The 21,344-nt window shown below is 48.7% G+C and carries 14 protein-coding genes; 2 read left to right on the top strand and 12 right to left on the bottom strand.

What is annotated here, in order from left to right:
- Nucleotides 1-87 precede the first annotated feature (87 nt).
- The 7 genes from ACYVB1_RS21895 to ACYVB1_RS21865 all read right to left on the bottom strand — a co-directional run bounded on the left by ACYVB1_RS21895 (nt 88) and on the right by ACYVB1_RS21865 (nt 9,283).
- Complete coding sequence (locus ACYVB1_RS21895; RefSeq protein ID WP_460925954.1) at nt 88-1,866, bottom strand: SLC13 family permease; 1,779 nt, start codon at nt 1,864-1,866, stop codon at nt 88-90.
- A gap of 184 nt (nt 1,867-2,050) precedes the next feature.
- Nucleotides 2,051-2,320 carry a hypothetical protein gene (locus tag ACYVB1_RS21890; RefSeq protein ID WP_460925953.1) on the bottom strand — a complete coding sequence of 90 codons (270 nt, stop codon included), beginning with the start codon at nt 2,318-2,320 and terminating at the stop codon, nt 2,051-2,053.
- A gap of 341 nt (nt 2,321-2,661) precedes the next feature.
- Nucleotides 2,662-3,057, bottom strand: a complete 396-nt coding sequence (locus tag ACYVB1_RS21885) for a fasciclin domain-containing protein (protein ID WP_460925952.1) — start codon at nt 3,055-3,057, stop codon at nt 2,662-2,664.
- A 189-nt stretch (nt 3,058-3,246) separates the two neighbouring features.
- Entirely contained in the window at nt 3,247-3,876 is a 630-nt protein-coding gene (locus tag ACYVB1_RS21880) for a rhomboid family intramembrane serine protease (protein WP_460925951.1), read from the bottom strand.
- A 97-nt stretch (nt 3,877-3,973) separates the two neighbouring features.
- Nucleotides 3,974-4,948 (bottom strand): polyprenyl synthetase family protein, encoded by a 975-nt coding sequence (locus ACYVB1_RS21875; RefSeq protein WP_460925950.1) that lies wholly within the window; start codon nt 4,946-4,948, stop codon nt 3,974-3,976.
- Nucleotides 4,949-4,958: 10 nt separating this feature from the next.
- A complete protein-coding gene (gene rnr, locus ACYVB1_RS21870) occupies nt 4,959-7,229 on the bottom strand; it encodes a ribonuclease R (protein ID WP_460925949.1) in 2,271 nt (756 codons plus the stop codon).
- A 227-nt stretch (nt 7,230-7,456) separates the two neighbouring features.
- Nucleotides 7,457-9,283 carry an ABC transporter ATP-binding protein gene (locus ACYVB1_RS21865; protein WP_460925948.1) on the bottom strand — a complete coding sequence of 609 codons (1,827 nt, stop codon included), beginning with the start codon at nt 9,281-9,283 and terminating at the stop codon, nt 7,457-7,459.
- A gap of 318 nt (nt 9,284-9,601) precedes the next feature.
- On the opposite strand from ACYVB1_RS21865, the gene ACYVB1_RS21860 reads away from it, so the two are divergent.
- The gene (locus tag ACYVB1_RS21860; protein WP_460925947.1) at nt 9,602-10,207 is read left to right on the top strand and encodes an HAD family hydrolase; all 606 of its coding nucleotides are present in this window, start codon (nt 9,602-9,604) and stop codon (nt 10,205-10,207) included.
- A gap of 174 nt (nt 10,208-10,381) precedes the next feature.
- Here ACYVB1_RS21860 and ACYVB1_RS21855 read toward each other — a convergent pair whose 3' ends face one another.
- From ACYVB1_RS21855 to ACYVB1_RS21835, 5 genes are all read right to left on the bottom strand, one after another.
- Nucleotides 10,382-11,005, bottom strand: coding sequence for a lipoprotein signal peptidase (locus tag ACYVB1_RS21855; RefSeq protein WP_460925946.1), 624 nt, complete (start codon nt 11,003-11,005; stop codon nt 10,382-10,384).
- A 112-nt stretch (nt 11,006-11,117) separates the two neighbouring features.
- Entirely contained in the window at nt 11,118-14,474 is a 3,357-nt protein-coding gene (gene ileS / locus ACYVB1_RS21850; RefSeq protein WP_460925945.1) for an isoleucine--tRNA ligase, read from the bottom strand.
- Nucleotides 14,452-16,860: an efflux RND transporter permease subunit gene (locus tag ACYVB1_RS21845; RefSeq protein WP_460926078.1), complete on the bottom strand. Its 2,409-nt coding sequence runs from the start codon at nt 16,858-16,860 to the stop codon at nt 14,452-14,454. Before ACYVB1_RS21845 ends, ileS begins: the two co-directional genes overlap by 23 nt.
- 335 nt (nt 16,861-17,195) lie before the next feature.
- Nucleotides 17,196-17,363 (bottom strand): hypothetical protein, encoded by a 168-nt coding sequence (locus tag ACYVB1_RS21840; RefSeq protein WP_460925944.1) that lies wholly within the window; start codon nt 17,361-17,363, stop codon nt 17,196-17,198.
- Between the two features lie 864 nt (nt 17,364-18,227).
- Nucleotides 18,228-19,730, bottom strand: a complete 1,503-nt coding sequence (locus ACYVB1_RS21835) for a glycine--tRNA ligase (protein ID WP_460925943.1) — start codon at nt 19,728-19,730, stop codon at nt 18,228-18,230.
- A 236-nt stretch (nt 19,731-19,966) separates the two neighbouring features.
- Here ACYVB1_RS21835 and ACYVB1_RS21830 point away from each other — a divergent pair, with 236 nt between their 5' ends.
- Nucleotides 19,967-21,100, top strand: a complete 1,134-nt coding sequence (locus tag ACYVB1_RS21830; RefSeq protein ID WP_460925942.1) for a hypothetical protein — start codon at nt 19,967-19,969, stop codon at nt 21,098-21,100.
- Nucleotides 21,101-21,344 lie beyond the last annotated feature (244 nt).

Here is a 21,344-nt window from a genome sequence, read left to right as displayed (position 1 = left end):
TTTTTCAGATAAACTTTGATTTCCTGTTGTAGCCCAGGCAGCAACGTTCTCTCCACGTGGAACACCCACTGTTCAGGTAAACCCCGTCTAAAACGGAAAGAAGTACGGCAGAATGAGGGAGGCAACCAGCCAGAGGAGTAGGTTAAGGGGAGTACCTACTTTCAGATAGTCGGAAAAGCGGTAATTGCCGGGGCCATATATCATGGTGTTGGTCTGGTAGCCAACCGGAGTCATAAAGCTGAGCGATGCACCATAAGCGACAGCCATAAGAAAGGGCCGCACGCTTACGCCCAGTTCCTGAGCAGTTACAATGGCAATAGGAGCCAGCAGCGCGGCCGTCGCGTTATTCGACATGAAGTTGGTCGTCATAAAGGTGATAAAGAAGAACACTGATAAAAGGGCATGAGGCCCATAATCTCCTAATCCGTAAATAAGGTAATCGGCTAAGAGTTTGGCAGCTCCTGTTTTTTCAAGGGCAGCTCCCATCGAAAGCACCCCTGCCAGCATAAAAATGACTTTCCAGTCAATTGCTTTATAAACTTCATCCATCCGGATGCAACGGAAGAGGATGAGCAGCACCACCCCCACTAAAGCACTCAGCACAATCGGAACCAGGCCTGTGGCAGCAGCCATTACCACCCCCACACTGATTATCATGACCGGAATGATTTTGCTGTAGTTAAAGGGGCTTCGTTCCGTCTGGGAAATAATCAGTACATCCTCATTTTGCCGCAGCTTCTGTGCCTGGTGGGCATTCGCAGAAATCAGGAGCACATCACCGGCTGAAAGCTTTACGTGGGTGGGCTTCTCATTTACAATCTCATCGCGGTGCCGGATGGCCAGTACGGCAGCACCGTGGTTATACGACCTGAAGTTGAGCTCTTTCAGCGACTTCCCTTCCATGTAGGAGTTCGGGGTAACAATGGCCTCATATAACTTGCTGTCGCCGGTGCGCAGGTCGTCGTCCAGGAACTTACGCTCCGACTTCAGTTTGATGCCTTTCTCTTCTTTCAACATTTTAAGCTTCTCTACCCCGCAGCGCACCTTCAGCACATCGTTTGCCCGCAAAATCAACGAAGGAGTAGCATGTAGCCGTGTTTTGTCACGCGTCACCTGCATTACTTTCATGTCCAGGTTCTGCACCAGGCCCAGCTTTTTGAGCGGCTCCCCAACCGAAGGTGAATCCGGCAGCAACACGACCTCCGTCATATACTCACCCAGGTTAAACTCCTCCGACAGGTCTTTAGGCTGCTTGCGGGTGGGCAACAGGTGCCTGCCAATAAAAAACATGTAAATAATACCTGTCAGCAGAAACAGAACCCCGCCAGGCGTAAACTCAAACATCTGCAGCGGCTCCTGGCCCTGTGCCTGCGCAATGCCGCTCACCAATATGTTGGTGGATGTGCCAATGAGTGTGCAGACCCCACCCATCAAGGCACCAAAAGACAGGGGAATAAGCAGTTTGGAAGGGCTGACGTCAATATCACGGCTTACCTGTATCACGACAGGCATCAGCAGGGCCACCACTGCTGTATCATTTATGAAAGCAGAAAGGCTGCCCGAGATAAGCATCAGCGAGAGCAGGCAGAGGAGGTAATTTTTACGCCCGATACGGGTCAGGCCCAGCCCAATGCTGTTCAATGCACCAGATTTGAAAATGGAGGAGCTGATAACAAACATAGATGCTACTGTGATAGTAGCAGGGTTACTGAAACCCGCCAAACCCTCTGCCGGCGTTAATATACCGGTCACCATAAACAAAGCCATTATCAGAATGGCAACGGTATCCATAGAAAGCCGCTCAGAAATGAACAGAACGACTGCCAGCGCAATTATCCCTAAAACTAAGCCAATCTCAAAGGTCATAGGCGCGGTAGCAAAGCTTTAGCCGCCTGCTTGGTTTTGCATTTTTAACGCGTCCACGAAGTTTTCTGGCAAGGTTAGCAGCAGGCAGAGCCAATTGTATGAATATCTTTTAAGCCTGCATACGATTTAAGCCTAAAAAGGCTATATATTTTACTGATAATATGATAGTTAAGCGTACAAAAGGCTATAATTCACTGCTAAGCCACGCTTCGGCCTCTTGATAGGATGTAAAGCGCCTTGATGGCATCTGGCTTTTGGTTGTGATTTCTTTTACCTGTAAAGTGGCAATCCGGTCTTTAGGTTCTACACTGGCGGCTTTTTCCAGCCCAGCTTCAACCAGAAGGGTTTGCGCCTCCACATGTAAACTGCTCAGCCTTTGCGGGTGCGTTATCATGGTCTGCAGGTCAGAAAGCAAGCTAAAACCTGGCCTTGCCAGTTTTACAGCCTTCTGCATATCACTTAAATAATCAGGAACGGCTTCTCTATTTTTCCAGAACCCTTTAATTATTAGGTATATTCTATTCTTTATGCTATCGTAAAACAACTCATAGCATTGGTTCTGAGCCACTACAATTTTGGACTCATTTGAGGCGGTATGTTGGTTGGTGCTGAACATAATGTCTAATACATTCTACGTGCTTCCACCTTTGCTGCATTAAACAATGTACAGTTTGTGTTAAATTTTAGCAAGGAATTAACAGGAGGGGCAGCCTTAACAGGGCACTGGGAGCAGTAAGAAGTTATGCTGCTTCCGCATCTAAAATATTGCACTGAAATTAGCAGGAAATTGATCTGCTATGGGGTAAGCCTGCCCGAAAGACCGTGCAAAACCCCATTTCCTACCTTGTTGTTTGCACTTTCAATGCGCACTCCATCTACCAGGGTGTAATTCTTTTTGCGGAAAACATTAAGCTTTGTATCAGCAAGGGTCTCTACAGAGGAACCGTCTTTTAAATCCTTCTCAAGGTAAGTGCCTTTCAGGATATGTCCGGAAATAACAGCTCTTAACCGTGCAGGAGCCAACTGCTGCAACTCCATCAGTTCTGATTCAGGCGGAGCCAGCAAAGTATAGGGCTTCTCATCCGATAGAATGGGGGTTAAGCCTGCTTTTGTTATCAGGTCTGCTAATACCGGCCTTTCCTGCATTACGTACTGCATCAGGGTCATCCGCTCCTTCGGAACCAGTGCCATGCTTTGTGCCTGCGCAGTCTGGAGGCAAACCAGCAACAGTACAATTATAACGATATAAATATATACCTTTTGATACAAAAGCTTCATTGTGTTAAACATGTCTCTTTGCTATTATACGTAGTCGGCACTACGATAGCTAAGAAAGATGCTTATAAGCCCACACAATAAAAGTACAATTTAGAGCCTTCTTTAGAACAGGCTCCAGTTACTTATCTCGGAGAAAAAATTAGGCAATGCCTGTGGCACCAGTGCAATGCTCAGCACAAAACCATACACAGCGCCATAAAGGTGTGCGTCGTGGTTAATGTTGCCTTCCATTCGCCTGCCGGAATAGTACGAATACATCACGTACAGTATACCAAGAATAAACCCTGGTATACATAGCAACCCGTAAAGGCAGATATCATTTGTTGGGTAAAACAGGATACTGGAGAAAACCACAGCTGCCACCCCACCCGAAGCACCGAGCGCCCGGTAAGGCGGATCGTTGCGGTGTTTGAGATAAGTGGGTATGTCAGAAACAATGATTCCTCCAATGTATATAAGCAGGTACAGCAGAATGCCGGTTATTGGCCCGAAAATAATACTGAGTGTTTGCTCCACTGCTCCTCCAAAGAAGAAGAAGGTAAACATGTTGAAGAACAGGTGTGTGAGATCAGCATGTATAAAACCAGAGGTAAGGAATCGGTACCAGGAGTTATCGCGCTGCACCGCATAGGGCTGGAAAATCCAGGAGTGCATTACGTTTTCGTTTTGCCAGGCATAAAACGAGGTGCCAACAGTGATGATGATGAGTATGAGGGTGACGCTTAATTCCATGGTATGGATGATTTTATGGCTAAATGGTTAAATTGTTAAATGGCTGGACTACTTACACCTGCCAAACAACAATTTAACCATTCAACAATTTAACAATTTACGAATCCCGCTCCATCAGTTGCAGGGCCAGGCCACGGATGGTAGATTTCCGCTCTTCGGGCAACTGGATGGCATCTAAATGATGCAGCGCTTTCTGGAAATAGCGGTCTATCTGCTGCTCTGTCTGGTGCCGTATATTCAGGGCATCGTACACAGCGGTTACAGCACTTACTTTTTCTTCGGCTATACTTTCATCGGTTTTATCACGCCAGCCTACGATCGTCTGCCGCTGCTGTTCGTTCGCCTGCTCCAGCGCCGTCAGCATCAGGAAAGTCTTTTTGTCTGACAGGATGTCGCCGCCTACCTGCTTGCCGAACTTGGCTTTGTCGCCGTACACGTCCAGCAAATCGTCGCGCAGCTGAAAGGCAATGCCCACATTATGGCCGAAATCCTTCAGGTGCTCCGCGTCAGAAAGGGGTGCATTCTGCAGAATAGCGCCCAGTTCCAGGCTAAACCCTAAGAGCACAGCAGTTTTAAGCGTAATCATGTGGATGTACTCCTGGATGCTTACCTGCTCGCGGCGTTCAAAGTTCATGTCCAGCTGCTGGCCTTCACAGACCTGCGCCGCTGTTTCGCTGAACAGCTCCAGCACCTGTGCCAGCTTATCCTGCTCCACGCCCAACAGCAGCTGGTACGCCCGCACCAGCATCACGTCGCCGCTGAGGATGGCCGTGTTGGCATTCCACTTTTCATGCACGGTTTGCTCGCCACGGCGCAAAGGCGCTTTGTCCATGATGTCGTCGTGCATGAGCGTGAAGTTGTGGAAAACCTCTACCGCCGCGGCAGGCAAAAGTGCCTTATCCACGTCGTCATCGTACATTTTTGCTGCTAACAGCACCAGCAGCGGCCGTATGCGCTTTCCGCCTAGGGCCATAATATAGCGGATAGGCTCATACAGCTCAACCGGGTGCTCGCCGTAGCGGAGCGAAGACAAAGTATGATGTATCTTTTCAGAAAGGGTGCTGATATCCACAGGATATATACTATTTTTTCAGAGTTTCTATTAGTGTCAGGTCGATTGTACGGTCAGCAAGGTTGGCACTCTTTACCTCTACCATCACCTCATCCCCAAACGATATAATGCGTTTGTTCTGGCGGCCGATAATGCGGTAGTTGTTCGCGTCCAGTTCGTAGTAGTCGTCGTTCAGGTCAGACAAACGAACCATACCTTCGCACTTGTTTTCCTCGATCTCCACAAATATACCCCATTCTGTGACACCAGACACAATTCCTTTGTATTGGTTGCCAATGGTGTCTTTCATGAACTCTACCTGCTTGTACTTAATAGAGGCACGCTCAGCATCTGCGGCACGCTTCTCCATTTCGGAAGAGTGGCGGCAGCGCTCTTCGTACTCCTCTTTATCTTCAGACTTGCCTCCATCCAGGTAGTGCTGCAGCAGGCGGTGCGCCATCATGTCCGGGTAGCGGCGAATAGGCGATGTGAAGTGCGAGTAGTGGTCAAAGGCCAGACCGAAGTGCCCTTCCGGTTCGGTGCTGTACTTTGCCTTTGCCATGGTGCGGATGGCCAGGTTCTGCAGTACGCTCTGCTCCGGCTTGCCTTCTATCTCTTCTGTCAGGTTGTTCAGCTCTTCTGATATGTCGCCATCCGGGTCTACTTTGTAGCCGAACTTGCGGGCGAAGAGCGAGAAGGTGCTTAGTTTGTCCGGGTCAGGCTGCCCGTGGGTACGGTATACCATGGTAGGGCGGCGCTTGCCTTTGCCCAAATTGTAGACATACTCGGCCACTTTCTTATTGGCCAGCAGCATGAATTCCTCGATCAGTTTGTGGGCGTCTTTGCGCTCTTTCACATACACATAAAGCGGTTTGCCGTTCTCGTCCAGCTTAAATTTAACTTCGGTCGTCTCAAAGCTGATGGCGCCGTTTTTAAAGCGTTTGTCTTTGAGCTTTTTGGCGATGCCGTTCAGGATGTTGATTTCTTCTGCAAAATCGCCCTCTCCTGTTTCAATGCGCTCCTGCGCCTCCTCATAGGCAAAGCGGCGGTCGGAGTAGATAACGGTGCGGCCAAACCAGGAGTCGTATAGCTTGCCGTTCTCGTCCAGCTCAAATACTGCTGAGAAGGTTAGCTTCTCCTCGTTAGGCCTTAGTGAGCAGAGGCCGTTGGAAAGGCGCTCCGGCAGCATCGGTATCGTTCTGTCTACGAGGTACACCGAGGTAGCCCTGTGAAAGGCTTCTTTCTCCAATGTCGTTTTTGGCAGCACATAGTGCGTTACGTCCGCGATATGCACGCCTATCTCGTAGTTTCCGTTCTCCAGCTTCTGAATCGACAGCGCATCATCAAAGTCTTTGGCATCGGCCGGGTCAATAGTGAAGGTGGTCACGTCGCGGAAATCGCGGCGCTTGGCTATTTCAGCGTCTGTTATTTTATCTGAGATACTATCTGCCTCTTCTTCCACTGTCTCCGGAAACTCGAACGGCAAGCCGAATTCTGCCATGATGGAGTGTATCTCCGCCTCGTGCTCACCTGCCGGACCAAATACGCGGACTACCTCCCCTGTCGGGTTCTTACCCGGGTCTTTCGGCCACTCTACAATTTTTACCAGCACTTTGTCGCCGGATTGCGCACCGTTCAGGCCACGCTCCCCTACAAATACATCAAAGTACAGCTTCTTAAAGTCAGGCACTACAAAGCCGAAATTCTTCGACAGCTCCATGATTCCCACCAGTTCGGTGCGGGAGCGCTCCAGCACTTCAATCACCACGCCTTCCTGGCGACCGCCGTGCACGGTAGGCGATACCTCCACTTTTACCGTGTCGCCGTCCATGGCATACTTCAGGTGCTCCCGGAACACGCGCACATCCTCTTCACGCCCCTCCGACACGATATAGGCATACTTGCTGTTAGCCAAGTCCACGCGGCCTGTTATGATGTCCACTTTCAGGTTCATCATAAACTTGTCATCGTCAATCGGCAGCAGCTTATTGTCCTGTACCAGCGTCTGCACAATGCTGTTTACCTGCTCCCGGCCTTTCTTATCCGTTATTCCCAGGCGGCGGCAAAGCTGGCGCTGTGTGAATACCGTGTCGGGGCTATTGGAGAAAACCTCCAGCACCATGGCTTTAGCTGATTTTGGCGTGCCTTTGCGGCCTGAGGAGCCGCCACCGCGGCCGGAGGAGGAACCTCCTCTTTTAGATGATTTGCCTCTTGATGATGAATCGCCCCGTCCTCTGGAGCTGTTGCGTTCGTTGCGGCTGTCGTTGTCTTTGCCGCCTCTGTTACTGTTCTTACTTCTCATGTATCTCTTTATGCATCTGGCAGCCGCTCATGCAGCAACTGCACCTTATTACAATCTTTTTCTTAAATAGTTTATTTACTATACGCCGGATGTGGGTGGATGGATAGATTGGCGGGAAATTTTATGGTGAATATATATACAATAATCCATATATAACCTATGGAGATGAGTTACGCATACCAGAAGTCTGATTAATGCGAGGGTAAAGTGGAGCAGTTCTGATAGTTTTATACCAGTCCTGCTTTCATAGCCTCCCGCTTCTGCTGTGCTCTCAGCACGTCTTCCAGTTCGCCTTTCGGGATGGCGCTAAGGAGGGAGCGAGTGTATTCCTGCTGCGGGTTATGGAACAATTCATCGGGTGTGCCGCTCTCAATAATCCGGCCGTTGCTCATGACCAGGATACGGTCCGCCATGTATTTTGCAATAGAGAGGTCGTGGGTAATGAATAGGTAAGTAATCCCAAACTCTTTTTTCAACTGGTTGAGCAGGTTAAGCACCTGTGCCTGTACCGACACATCCAGGGCAGACACCGGTTCATCGCAGATAATGAATTTAGGCTGCAGGGCCAGCCCCCGCGCTATGCTGATGCGCTGCCGCTGCCCACCGGAAAATTCATGTGGATAACGATGGAAGTGCTCCGGCACAAGCCCCACCTTCTCAAGCAGTTCCATTGCTTTTCCACACCGCTCTTTCTCATTGGCATAAAGCTTATGCACACGCATTGGCTCTACAATGGCTTCCCCTACAGTATGCATCGGGTTGAGCGAGGCATAAGGATCCTGGAAAATTATCTGAAAATTCCGACGGCTCCTTCTTAGTTCTTCTTTTCCGAGTTTGACTAAATCTCGGCCATCAAACAGGATGCTGCCATCTGTTGGCTCCACCAGACGAAGCATAGCACGGCCAATGGTGGTTTTGCCACAACCTGATTCGCCCACCAGCGCAATTGTTTCACCGGTCTGCATTTCGAAACTCACCCCATCCACGGCTTTCACATAACCAGTGGTGCGCCCAAAGAAGTTTTTCTTTATCGGGAAGTAAACCTTCAGGTCCTTTACCTGCAGCAGCGGTAGCCTGTGCTGATTTACCTGCTGCTGCTTCAGCCCTGTTACGGAATGCACATAGCCGTTCACCACATCCTCCAGCGACGGCTCGTGTACCTGCCTTTCCTTTTCGATAATATTCCCGAAGGCATCCTCCTCCATAAAATCAGATACGGTAGGCAGAACAGTCTGTGGTTTATCAGACAGTTTCGGGCGGCAGGCCAGCAGGCCTTTTGTATAGGGGTGCTGCGGATTGGTGAAGATATCGGTTGCCTTACCCTGCTCCACCAGCCTTCCTTTATACATCACCAGGATGTGGTCGGCTATTTCGGCTACCACACCTAGATCATGTGTGATAAAGAGTACGGCCATATTCTCCTTCACGCGCAGCTCATCAATCAACTCCAGCACCCTGGCCTGCACCGTTACATCTAAGGCTGTGGTGGGTTCATCGGCAATAAGGATGGCTGGCTCGCAGGCCATGGCCATCGCAATCATCACACGCTGCTTCTGCCCCCCCGATATCTCATGTGGATAAGCATCATAAATCCGTTCCGGTTCAGGCAACCTCACTCTCTCAAAAAGCGCAATAGAACGCTCTCTTGCCTCTTTTTTGGTTAAATCAGTATGAAGCAGCAGCACCTCCGCTACCTGTTTTCCACAGGTATACACTGGGTTCAAAGACGACATCGGCTCCTGAAAAATCATGCTGATCTCGTTGCCGCGCAGCTCCTGCATTTGCTTTTCAGGTAACTGGATCAGGTCTACCTTGCCATACTTATTTGATTGAAATACAGCTTCTCCCCTTGTTATACTGCCAGGCGCATCTATCAACCGCATCAATGAAAGTGCTGTAACTGACTTTCCGGAGCCAGACTCTCCTACTATAGCCACTGTCTCTCCCGGGTATACCTGGAACGATACCCTGTCCACGGCCCTGATGGTGCCACTTTGCATGGAGAAAACAGTTGCTAAATCTTTGACCTGAAGTATGGGAGTGGGTGTAGGCAAGGGTAAGGCTGCTTTGTGCTGTTGGTAAAAATAAAGCTTTTAAGCGATTGTTGTTTGTTTATTGCTGATTGTTATGCCGGGCTATATGTTAATCAGCAGCATATAAGTAGCAGGACAAAATCGCATGAACCTATATAGCAGGCTTTCTTCTTGCTTAACAAATTGATCACCTGTACTTTATTAGCAAAAAAGTCTCTTGTTTTATGCCTTGATACTTGTGTCCTTTTACTTAAGGGAGCATACACCCCGACCTCTTCCTGGTTGCGAACCTAAACAGCAGGTACTACCTTTGGTTTATATTTCCTATCAAAAGAAACTATGACAAAAACTATCATCTTCGACCTCGGCGCTGTGCTGATTGACTGGAACCCACATTACCTGTACCGGAAGATTTTTAATGAGGAAGCAGAGATGCTTCACTTCCTGGAGAATATCTGCACTCCGGATTGGAATGAGGAACAGGACGCTGGACGTTCTTTAGAGGAGGCCACACAATTGCTGGTAGAAAGGCATCCGGAGCATGAGGAGAATATCCGCGCTTTTTATGGCCGCTGGGACGAAATGCTGGGCGGTGCTATAGAAGGAACCGTAGAAATTTTCCGGGAGCTGAAGGAAAGCGGAAAATATAACCTTTACGCCCTCACCAACTGGTCTGCAGAAACCTTCCCGATTGCCCAGGAGCGCTATGACTTTTTAGGATGGTTTGATGGTATTGTGGTTTCAGGCACGGAGAAAGACCGGAAGCCCTTTGACAGCTTTTACCATACGCTGCTGAACCGCTTTGATGTGCATCCTTCAGAGGCTGTCTTTATCGACGATAACCTTCGGAACATAAAAGCAGCGGAGAGACTGGGGATCGACTCTATTCATTTTACCTCTCCTGAGGCTTTGAGAGAAGAGTTACAGAAGAGAAATATACTGTAGTTGTAATGACTCATAGTGTTTGCAAACCTTGCCTGTGCCTATGGTCTTTGCTTTGTAGCCAAGGCCAGTCGCTCGCAGGAGCTGCGCACGCTGCGAGGTCTTTTTACCATAAAATAAAAACGGCTGCTCTTAATGTAGAGCAGCCGTTTTTATTTATTTGACAGGAAGATGAGACTACAGTCCTTTCTCCCGCTCCAGTAAGCTTTCGTGCTCCGGTTCGTGGCTCTCTCCGAAGAAACGCTTCTGGTTAAACAGAATCAGCAGTACGCCGATAAATATGGCGGAATCAGCCACATTGAAGATGGGCCACAGCGACATAGGGTTGCCACCTAATATGGGTACCCAATGCGGGACAATACCTTCCCATATATCAATGTAAAACATGTCGATTACCTGCCCGTGAAACCATGGTGTTTTAGAACCATAGGGAGCATTATCAAACCAGACACCATAGAACGTACTGTCGATGAGGTTACCGATGGCACCGCCCAGGATAAGCGCAATGCACCAGATGAGGCCTTTTGGTGCCCGGTGCTTTACCAGGTAGTAGAGATAGTAACCAATACCGAACATGGCTACCAGGCGGAAGAGCGTTAAGATAAGTTTGCCGTATTCAGAGCCCAACTCTACTCCAAAGGCCATTCCAGGGTTGAGAGTATAGTGCAGCTTCAGCCAATCGCCTATCAGGTGAATCTCGCCGGGCAAACCCATCTCCATGTTGTAATGTACAATCAGCTTTACAGCCTGATCGACCAGGATAACGGCGAGTGCGGCAAGATAATATTTCAGGTATTTCATATGCATGTGTTAAGCAGACAGGCTTTGAATCTTGGTTGAAGAACCGCTGCAAATGTACTCCTTAAATTAAAAGCACCGGAAAGAAAGTTTCCCTCCGGTGCTCTTCTTTAATTTAGAAAACAGTATTTTCTACTGTTTGTATGTTGATGTTCACTTTATAGTCGTCAATATCCAAAAGTGTACCATCTTCTATCCTGTCTACAATATCCAGCTTCAGGGCCTGCGTTTCAGCACAGATATAGTCGCTGTAGTTGGCTACGGCGGCGTTTACCTCCGGCTCTGCACGCTGCATCGTGATCTGAATTTTATCCTGCACCTCCAGGTTACTGTCCTTGCGCAGGTTCTGGATACGGTTTACCAAATCACGGGCTATTCCTTCCTGCTTCAGTTCCTCTGTCAGGGTAATATCCAGGGCTACGGTTAGCTTGCCTTCGTTGACCACCAGCCAGCCCGGAATATCCTCTGAAGTGATTTCCACATCGTCCGGCGTCAGCACAGCGGTTTCGTCATCGTTCAGCCTAACCTCAAAGCCACCTTCACGCTCTAAAGTAGCGATATCAGCCTGGTCCATTTGCTGTACGGCAGCGGCTACCAATTTCATCTTCGGCCCGAATACCTGACCCAGCTTCTTGAAGTTAGGCTTTATCTTCTTCACCAGGATACCCGATGTATCATCGATATACTCGATGGCTTTCACGTTCACCTCGCTCATGATCAGATCTTCAACGGCTTGGATCTGCTGTTTCGTACGCTCGTTCAGCACCGGAATCAGGATGCGCTGCAGCGGCTGGCGCACTTTTATCATTTCCTTCTTGCGCAGCGAGTGCACCAGAGATGAAACAGTCTGGGCCAGTTGCATACGCTCCTCCAGGTCCTTGTCAATCGCTCCTTCAGCTACCACAGGGAAATCAGCCAAGTGCACCGACTCTACCTTGTTCTTGCCGCTCACGCTGTTCAGGTCGCGGAACAACTGCTCGGCGTAAAATGGCGCGATTGGGGAGATTAGCTTGGCGACAGTTTCCAGACAGGTATATAACGTCTGGTAAGCCGCCATCTTGTCTTCGTTGTACTCGCCTTTCCAGAAACGCTTGCGGTTCAGGCGCACGTACCAGTTACTCAGGTCATCTATCACAAAATCTTGGATGGCACGGGCCGCTTTGGTTGGGTCGTAATCGGCCAGGTAGCCGTCTACTTCCTGCACCAGCGTGTTCAACTTGGAGATAATCCAGCGGTCGCTTTCGGTTCTTCTCTCCAGCGGCACATCGCCCTCGGCATAAGTAAAGTTGTCGAGGTTAGCATACAGTGCGAAGAAGGAGTAGGTGTTTTGCAAGGTACCGAAGAAACGACGCTGTGTTTCCACCACACCTTCCGGATTGAACTTCAGGTTATCCCAAGGTGGCGCATTCGCAATCATGTACCAGCGCACAGCATCCGGGCCATAAGTGCCAATCATCTCAAACGGGTCGATGGCATTGCCAAGGCGCTTGCTCATCTTGTTGCCGTTCTTGTCCAGCACCAATCCGTTCGCGATTACGTTTTTATAGGCCACGCTATCCTCCAGCATCACGGCCAGCGCGTGCAGCGTAAAGAACCAGCCGCGTGTCTGGTCCACACCTTCCGCGATATAGTCTGCCGGGAAGCTCTGCTCAAACGTTTCCTTGTTCTCGATTGGGTAGTGCCACTGTGCATAAGGCATCGCGCCAGAGTCAAACCATACGTCGATAAGGTCTGTCTCTCTGTACATTGGCTTACCAGACTTACTCACCAAAACGATGTTATCCACGTAAGGGCGGTGCAGGTCGTTCATCTCTACAGAGGCATCCATAAAACCTTTTTCCACCGCTCTGTCTATCTCCTCGCTTAGCTGCGCGATAGAACCGATGCAGATTTCTTCCTCACCATCTTCTGTTCTCCAGATAGGCAGTGGCGTTCCCCAGTAACGTGAGCGTGACAGGTTCCAGTCCACAAGGTTCTCCAGCCAGTTGCCGAAGCGACCTGTACCGGTAGACTCAGGTTTCCAGTTGATGGTCTTGTTCAGCTCAATCAGCCTGTCTTTAACGGCTGTGGTTTTGATGAACCAGCTATCCAGCGGATAGTACAATACGGGCTTGTCTGTACGCCAGCAGTGCGGGTAGGTGTGCTCGTACTTCTCTACCTTAAAGGCCTTGTTCTCTTCTTTAAGTTTGATAGCAATCTTAACATCCGTCGGCTTGTAGTCTGCGCCGGTTTCGTCTTCACCGGTATAGTTCTTCACGTACATGCCGGCAAAGTCGGTTACTTCTTTCACGAAGCGGCCCTGCTTATCTACCAGCGGCGTTGGCTTCCCGTTTTCATCGGTTACCAGCAGCGCCGGGATATCATTCTGCATCGCCACTTTAAAGTCATCCGCACCAAAGGTTGGCGAGATATGCACGATACCAGTACCGTCCTCTGTCGTTACGAAGTCACCGACCACTACCCGGAAGGCAGGTTTGTCAGGCTGCACGTACGGCATCAGCTGGTGGTATTCCACACCTGCCAAATCGCTGCCTTTGTACTCTTCTATTACTTTGAAAGGTATCAGCTTGTCGCCCGGCTTGTAATCCTCCAGCGCCAGGTCAGCGGCTTTCGGGTTGAAGTAGCGGCCGATAAGGTCTTTCCCCAACACCACAGAGATTGGCTCGAAGGTATACGGGTTGAAGGACTTCACCTTTACATACTTGATGCCTTTACCTACGGCTAGTGCTGTGTTGGCAGGAAGTGTCCAAGGTGTCGTCGTCCAGGCAAGGAAGTATACTTTCTCGTCCTCGTTCTCAAACAGGAACATGTTACGGGTGATTTGCTTCACCTCGAACTGCGCCACAATCGTCGTGTCCTTCACCATTTGGTAGCAACCCGGCTGGTTCAGCTCATGTGAACTCAGACCAGTACCCGCTCCCGGAGAATAGGGTTGGATGGTATAACCTTTATAAAGATAGCCTTTGTCGTAGAGGCGCTTCAGCAGGGCCCAGCAAGACTCGATGTACTCGTTCTCGAAGGTGATGTACGGGTTGTTCAGGTCTACCCAATAGCCCATCTTCTCAGTCAGGTCGTCCCACTGGTTTTTAAAACGCATCACTGTTTCACGGCAGCGCTGGTTGTATTCCTCTACCGAAATCGTTTTACCGATATCTTCTTTGGTGATGCCCAGCTCTTTCTCTACCTGCAACTCAATTGGCAGGCCGTGCGTGTCCCAGCCTCCTTTGCGGTTTACCTGGAACCCCTTCAGGGTCTTGTAGCGGCAAAAGATATCTTTTACGGCACGGGCCATCACGTGGTGAATGCCTGGCTTACCATTGGCAGAAGGAGGTCCTTCATAAAACACGAAGTTCTCGTTGCCTTCGCGGGTCGCCACTGACTTCTCAAAGATGTTGTTCTGCTTCCAGAACGCCAGTACGTCCTCGCCTACTTTGGCGTAGTTCAGTTGTTTATACTCGTTGTACTTTACCATTTTCTGGTTCTTCTTCAGGAATTACTTCTTCAATTCTCAACTTAAGCTGGTTCAGGTCAAGCTCTTCGTCCTCGTGCTCCAGGTAAAACTCATCGTAGTGCTCTATCCAGGCATCCGGGTCGCGCTCGTACCTGCCGCTGTCGAAGCTCATCAGCAAAGTTGGCAATATAATTAGGTTTGTAAATAATGCAATCAATAAACTCACCGACATCAGCAGCCCCAATGCCTTGGTGCCTCCAAATTCTGAGAAGGCAAATATAACAAAGCCAAAGAACAGTATGATGGAGGTATAGATCATACTGGTGCCTGCCTCTGTCAGACTGGTAGTGATGGCGCGGCTCACGTTGTAGCCATTGGCGAACAACTCACTCCTGTACTTAGCCAGAAAGTGAATGGAGTCGTCGATAGCGATGCCCAGGGCGATGCTGAAAATGAGGGCTGTGCTGGGCTTCAGCGGAATGTTGAAAAACCCCATCAGGCCACCCGCAATCAGCAGCGGAATCATATTCGGAATCAGCGAGATAACCACCACCCGCACCGACTTAAACAACAAAGCAATGGTTATAGTTACCAACACAAATGCTAAAATCAGGCTCGAGCGCAGGTTGTTGATCAGGTACTCGTTTCCTTTGATGAAAAGCAGGGTCGTACCGGTCAGGCTGACGGTGGTCTGGCTGCCGGAGTCATCGCGGGTAAAGGTGAGGGTATTGCCCTCCTCCGTTACCGTGACGCCCTCTCCTCCATAGATATTTCGTAGTTCCGGCTTAATCTTGTTGATGAGCAGGGTGTCCAGTTCGCGAGAGCCTGCATCCGCTACTTTCAACGAGATACGCGCCTGCTGTCCGGTGCTGTCCACGAAAGAACGCAACAGGCGCTGGTTATCGCCGCTCTTTTGCTTGGATAGATAGCTGAAAACAAAATTGCGCTCTGTGTTATCCGGCAGGCGGTAAGAGTTGGGGTCACCTCCGTAGAAAGCTTGCGTAGCTGTTTTCACCAATCCCACCACTGAAATAGGCGCTGACAGGATAGGCTGGGTCCGCAGGAAGTTCTCCAGCTCGTTCAGCTTGTTCAGGTTTGGCAGGCGCATCACCCCCTGCTTCACACCGGTGTCTACAATTACCTCCAGCGGCATCACACCATTGAAATGGCGCTCAAAAAAGGCAAGGTCAGCATTCACGCTGCTTTCCGCCGGCAGATCGTCCACCATATATGATACCGTCTTCACCTTATAGATGCCCCAGCACGAGAGTAGCAGGAAAACAGTCGTGAAAAAGTAAACGAGGTGGCGCTTGCGGTGCACAATGTAGTCGAAGAACTCGAGCAGTTTGTTCAGCGGCTTTGCATCGAGGTGGCGCAGTTGCCGCGGGCTTGGCGGCGGCAGGTACGAGAACACCGCCGGAATCAGCACGATGCTGATGATGAACGTGACGAAGATGTTGATGCCCGCCACTACCCCGAACTCATACAGGATGGCCACGTGCGTAAACATAAACACGATAAAGCCAATGGCGGTGGTAGTGTTCGTCACCAGGTTCACCACCCCAATTTTGCTAATGACGCGGGAAAGCGCCAGTATCTTGTTGCCATGCTGGCGGTAATCGTAGTGGTAGCGCGTAAGCAGATAAGTAGAATTGGGAATCCCTATCACCACCAGGATAGCCGGTATCAACCCTGTCAGCAAGGATATCTTGTAGCCCAGGAGCGAGATAGTACCCATCACCCAAACTACCACGACACTGATGACGAGCAGCGGGAAGATAACGGCATACAAGGACCGGAAGAAGATGAACAGCGTGACACCCGTTACCAGCAAAGCCAGCATAAGGAACAACTTCATCTCGGCAGCTACTTTGGTGGTCATAACAGCCCGCACAAATGGTAGCCCGGCATAATGCAGCTTGATACCTGTTTTTTTAGTGAATGCCTGTGTGCGCGCTGTAATGTTGTCCATTACTTCTACGCGGCGGGCAGAGTTGAGGTAAGCGGGGTCTACGGTAACAGCCAGCAGCGTAGCTCCCGTTTTGTCGTTGATGATCTGGCCTTCGTAAAATTGCTGCTCCCTGACTACCTGCAGCAGGCTGTCCAGTTGCGGCTGTGAGGCTGGCAGCGGGCTGAAGATGCTTTTTGTGGTAAAGCTGCGGCTGGCGGTATCTTTTACCACCTGCACCAGGTTTGGCAGGGAGATAACGGCTTTTACCCCCTCTACCTGCTTCAGCTCTTCTGTCAAGGTATGTAGTTCCTGGAAATGGGGCAGCTTATAGATGTTGTTATCCTGCACGCCCACCACCAGTATATTGCCATCTTCGCCGAAGGTTTCCTTAAAGCGCTGGAAGTACACCATGTCAGGATCTTCCGGCGATACTACATTGGCAAAATCATATGACATTTCCACGTCTTTAGCGTGATAAGCCATAAACGCAGTAAGTCCGGCTAAGAGAAGGATGAGTCTCAGCCTGTTTTTGATGATAAAAATGGCAATCCTATTCCACATGGTCCGCTACAATTCGGCAAAGGTAGGCATTTTTGCTTATTTCTGTGGCTCACAATGATGTAACGTGAGGATTGGGCTGTTTTGGAGTTGCAAGAGCCGATGCAGGTCGTTAGTACATGTATTATGTAACACGATGTCTTGGTCAGTGGTTTAAATCAAACTGATGCTTTGATAGAAAAAAATAGCCCCAGTTGGGCTGAGGCTATGCTTTATAGCGATTTGAACATATACTAACTCTTCTTTTTTGAAGAGGATGACTTGGATGAATCGTTTTTTGGTACACAATTCGGCACCTCCTTTCCGTCTTTCTCTTTCATCCCCACCGGCTCATAGCCATCCCAGCAGGGGTTGTTCTCTTTCAAACTTTTGTTGTCTTTATCTGATTTTGAGTTGCTCATAGTTTTCATTGTTGGTTCTTTAATCAATACGTTTAGAAGTTCTGGCTGGCTGGTGCTATTGGGTAAACAGGTCGTATGCTTTAGGGAAATTGTATCCCTTTCTTCTATTAAATTGTGTATAACTTTCAGTTGTACACATTACACAACACTGTGTATCAGATTACTTCACATTTATCCACACTTTTTGTTGTATACTTTGTCCGTTACATTTCCACATCTTTACTCCTGCCGATGAAGCTTGAGACATCGACAAATCCACTCTTGCTGTGTCTTTCAACTGGTCAGTTTTCAACAGGTATACTGCTGTAGTAAATGCTTAGCTTAATCTTCTATTTATGGTCTTCCAGAAGGATAGCAAAGGGATTTATAGCAAGATTACTTACAGATGAGGAAGTCCAGTCTTATAATAGATGCTTTGTAGGTGCTTTTCTTTGATAGAAGGAGAACGATCACTTTTTCTCCTACGGAAATTAAAACCGAGTCATACAATGCGAATTATTATTTAACATAATTATTACACTGAAAGACACTTATGCTACTCCTGCAACGATCATAGCTGAATACAATACATAATGTGGAACAAGGCTAAGGCTATAGCGATGTATCTTATGTGGAAGAAATTGCTGGTGAAAACACCAGCAATGGCGGGTACACTAGCATGCTATTGCTGTCATTTAGATGTTAATACATCTCTATTTTTCAGCTAAAAGCACAAGCTATAAAAGGTGTTATGTTCTATAAAAGGATATTTTTCAGTCTGCTTTGCCGATGCTTTTCCACAGGCTGAAAAAGGGAGAGGCAGTGTGGTTTTACCACACTGCCTCTCCCTGCAATTGTATACAATCTATAACAGAGTATATATACTTAAGCTAGCTTCTCTAAAATACTCTTAAAGTTAACAGCTTTATCGATGTAGTTTCTCAACTCACTGATTGGCATACGCACCTGCTCTCGGCTATCACGGTCACGAACGGTCACGGTGTCGTCTTCCAGCGTCTGGTGGTCGATGGCGATACAGAATGGTGTACCAATTAAATCCTGGCGGGTGTAGCGCTTACCGATGCTGTCGCGCTCTTCGTATATCATGTTGAAATCATACTTCAGCGCATCAAATACCTCGGATGCTTTTTCCGGCAAACCGTCTTTCTTAGTGAGCGGTAGGATAGCAGCCTTTACAGGGGCCAGTGCCGGGTGCAGTTTCAGGAAGGTACGCGATTTGGTGCTGTCGCCCTCGGTAATTTCCTCTTCCTGGTAAGCATTGCACAGCGTCATCAGGAACAGGCGGTCTGCGCCGGCAGATGTTTCGATAACGTAAGGCACATAATTGCCATATGGCTTGCCTTCCTCATTCAGGTCGTTGTCGAAGTACTGCATTTTCTTACGGCTCAATTCCTGGTGCTGCGTCAGGTCAAAGTCGGTGCGGGAGTGGATACCCTCTATCTCTTTGAAGCCAAACGGGAACTTGAACTCAATGTCTACTGCTGCGTTGGCATAGTGCGCCAGTTTGTCGTGGTCGTGGTAGCGCAGGTTCTCAGCAGGTATGCCGATGGCCTCGTGCCACTTTTTACGTGTCTCTTTCCATTGCTCGTACCATTCCATCTCTGTGCCAGGACGTACAAAGAACTGCATCTCCATCTGCTCGAACTCACGCATACGGAAGATGAACTGGCGCGCCACAATCTCGTTACGGAAGGCTTTACCGATCTGTGCGATACCGAAAGGCACCTTCATACGGCCGGTTTTCTGCACGTTCAGGAAGTTAACAAATATACCCTGCGCTGTTTCAGGACGCAGGTAAATGGTGCTGGATTCTTCCGCTACAGAACCTACCTGTGTCGAGAACATCAGGTTGAACTGGCGTACCTCTGTCCAGTTGGCTGTACCGGATACCGGGCACTTAATATCTTCACGTATAATCAGCTCACGCACCCCGTCCAGGTCTTCTGCCTCCAGCAGCCTTCCCATTTCAGCTGTCAGCGCTTTGCCTCTCTCCGGGTCGCCGGCGTTTTCGTATTCTGCTGCTTTCTCTTCTATCAGCACATCAGCACGGTAGCGCTTCTTCGAGTCTTTGTTGTCGATCATCGGATCGTTGAAGCTGTCGACGTGGCCGGAGGCTTTCCAGGTAAGCGGGTGCATGAAAATGGCGGCATCCAGACCCACTACGTTCTGGTTCAGCTGCGTCATGCATTTCCACCACAGGTTCTTGATGTTATTCTTCAGCTCCACGCCCATCTGGCCGTAGTCATACACGGCTTGCAGGCCATCGTAAATCTCGCTTGACGGGAATATGAATCCATACTCCTTCGCGTGTGAGATAATATCTTTTAACTGTGCGTTTTCTACAGGGTTTTTCTCTTGTGTTGCCATGGCGCAAAGATAGCCTTTTCGCTTTTGATTATGCCACAGATGGTTTACACTTTTTCATGATCATGCTTTATATGTGCCGATTCTGCTTCTGTACATGCTATTATTTTGGGCCTCAGTAGCTTTAGCACCTGTTTATTAGCTTGTGTTAACAATTTCTTAACATAGGCCTTCGTACCCTCTCTTCATTTTGAAGTAACTTTGCACCGTTTTTATTATTCTCACCTAGCTATTTAAAAATGGTTAAAACAAAAAAAGGGAAAAAGCATGTCGCTCCTATTAAGCCTTATAAGTTCAGAAGGCGCTATAGCCAGATCGACATCTACATCCGGAAGGAGAAGAATTTCCTTTACTTCATTGCTTTTTCGTTTATCCTGGCCGGTTTAGTTTACCCTTACGCCTCTATTGCCATGTGGGTGGGCTTTGCCTTCGCCGGCTACTCTGCCATCGCCAACGATAGTATCCAGACCATCGGAACATTTATCGTTTCAAACGAAGATAAAAAATGGTACTGGCAGTGGCTGTTCATGGGGACTATCTTTTTAGGCACCGTTTTCTACAGCTGGTATGTATTTGATGGTGATGTGACTTACCAACGCCTGTCTTCCAAAGGCTTTGACCAGACCATCGACAACTTTGTATACCTGCAGTTGGCTGCCCCTATCATCCTGCTATTGCTGACTCGCTTCCGGATACCGGTTTCTACCACTTTCATGCTTCTGAGCGTATTTACAGTGAGCTCCGGCGCTATCATCAGTATGGTAAGCAAAAGCTTGATGGGTTATGTAGCAGCCTTTGTCGCTGCTTTTATTATCTACATAGCGTTAACCAGTATCATCAAGAAGATGGTAAAGGGCGAGGCACACGCCTCCTGGACTGTTGCACAGTGGGTCATCAGTGGTTTCCTGTGGCATACATGGCTTGCGCAGGATTTGGCCAACGTAGCAGTTTACCTGCCCCGCCAGTTAGGCATTTGGGAGTTTGTGGCCTTTGCCGGTTTTATTTTCGCAGGCCTTGGCTTTATGTTCTTCAGGCGTGGTGAGCGAATCCAGAATATCATCAACGAAAAATCGGATGTGCGTGATGTGCGCAGCGCTACCATTATTGACTTAGTGTACGCTGTCATTCTTTACTACTTTAAGGAGATTAACAACATCCCGATGAGTACAACCTGGGTGTTTGTAGGCTTGTTAGCCGGTCGTGAGTTAGGGATGCGTCTCCGCAACCAGGAGAACTCTAAGCTAGGCAGAACCTTTGGCCTGATTGGTAAAGATATCCTTTCAGTTACCATAGGACTTATAATTTCAGTTATCCTGGCCATCGCTATTAACCCTGTTATTCAGCAGGAGCTTATGGATTTCTTCTTCAAGTAAGAACCAGACATATATAAAGTTTATGCAAAAGAAAAGGCCTGGTTAGAATCAGGCCTTTTCTTTTGCCCTGTTGCGGTGTTGCTTTTTTGTGGATTAGCTGCCCACTACAAGGTGGTTATAACAGGAAGATCAAGGCTTATGCGCTAAGGAGGGCAGGTATTATAATAATTTCTCCACAGGCAGGTTTTACCTGTTTTCCACTTGTTCTACCTGTTAATTTTAACTTACTGCTATTTCTTTGCCC

The sequence above is a fragment of the Pontibacter brevis genome, assembly GCF_054779655.1.
The sequence above is the reverse complement of the archived record's forward strand: the minus strand, read 5'-3'. Positions and strand labels throughout refer to the sequence as shown.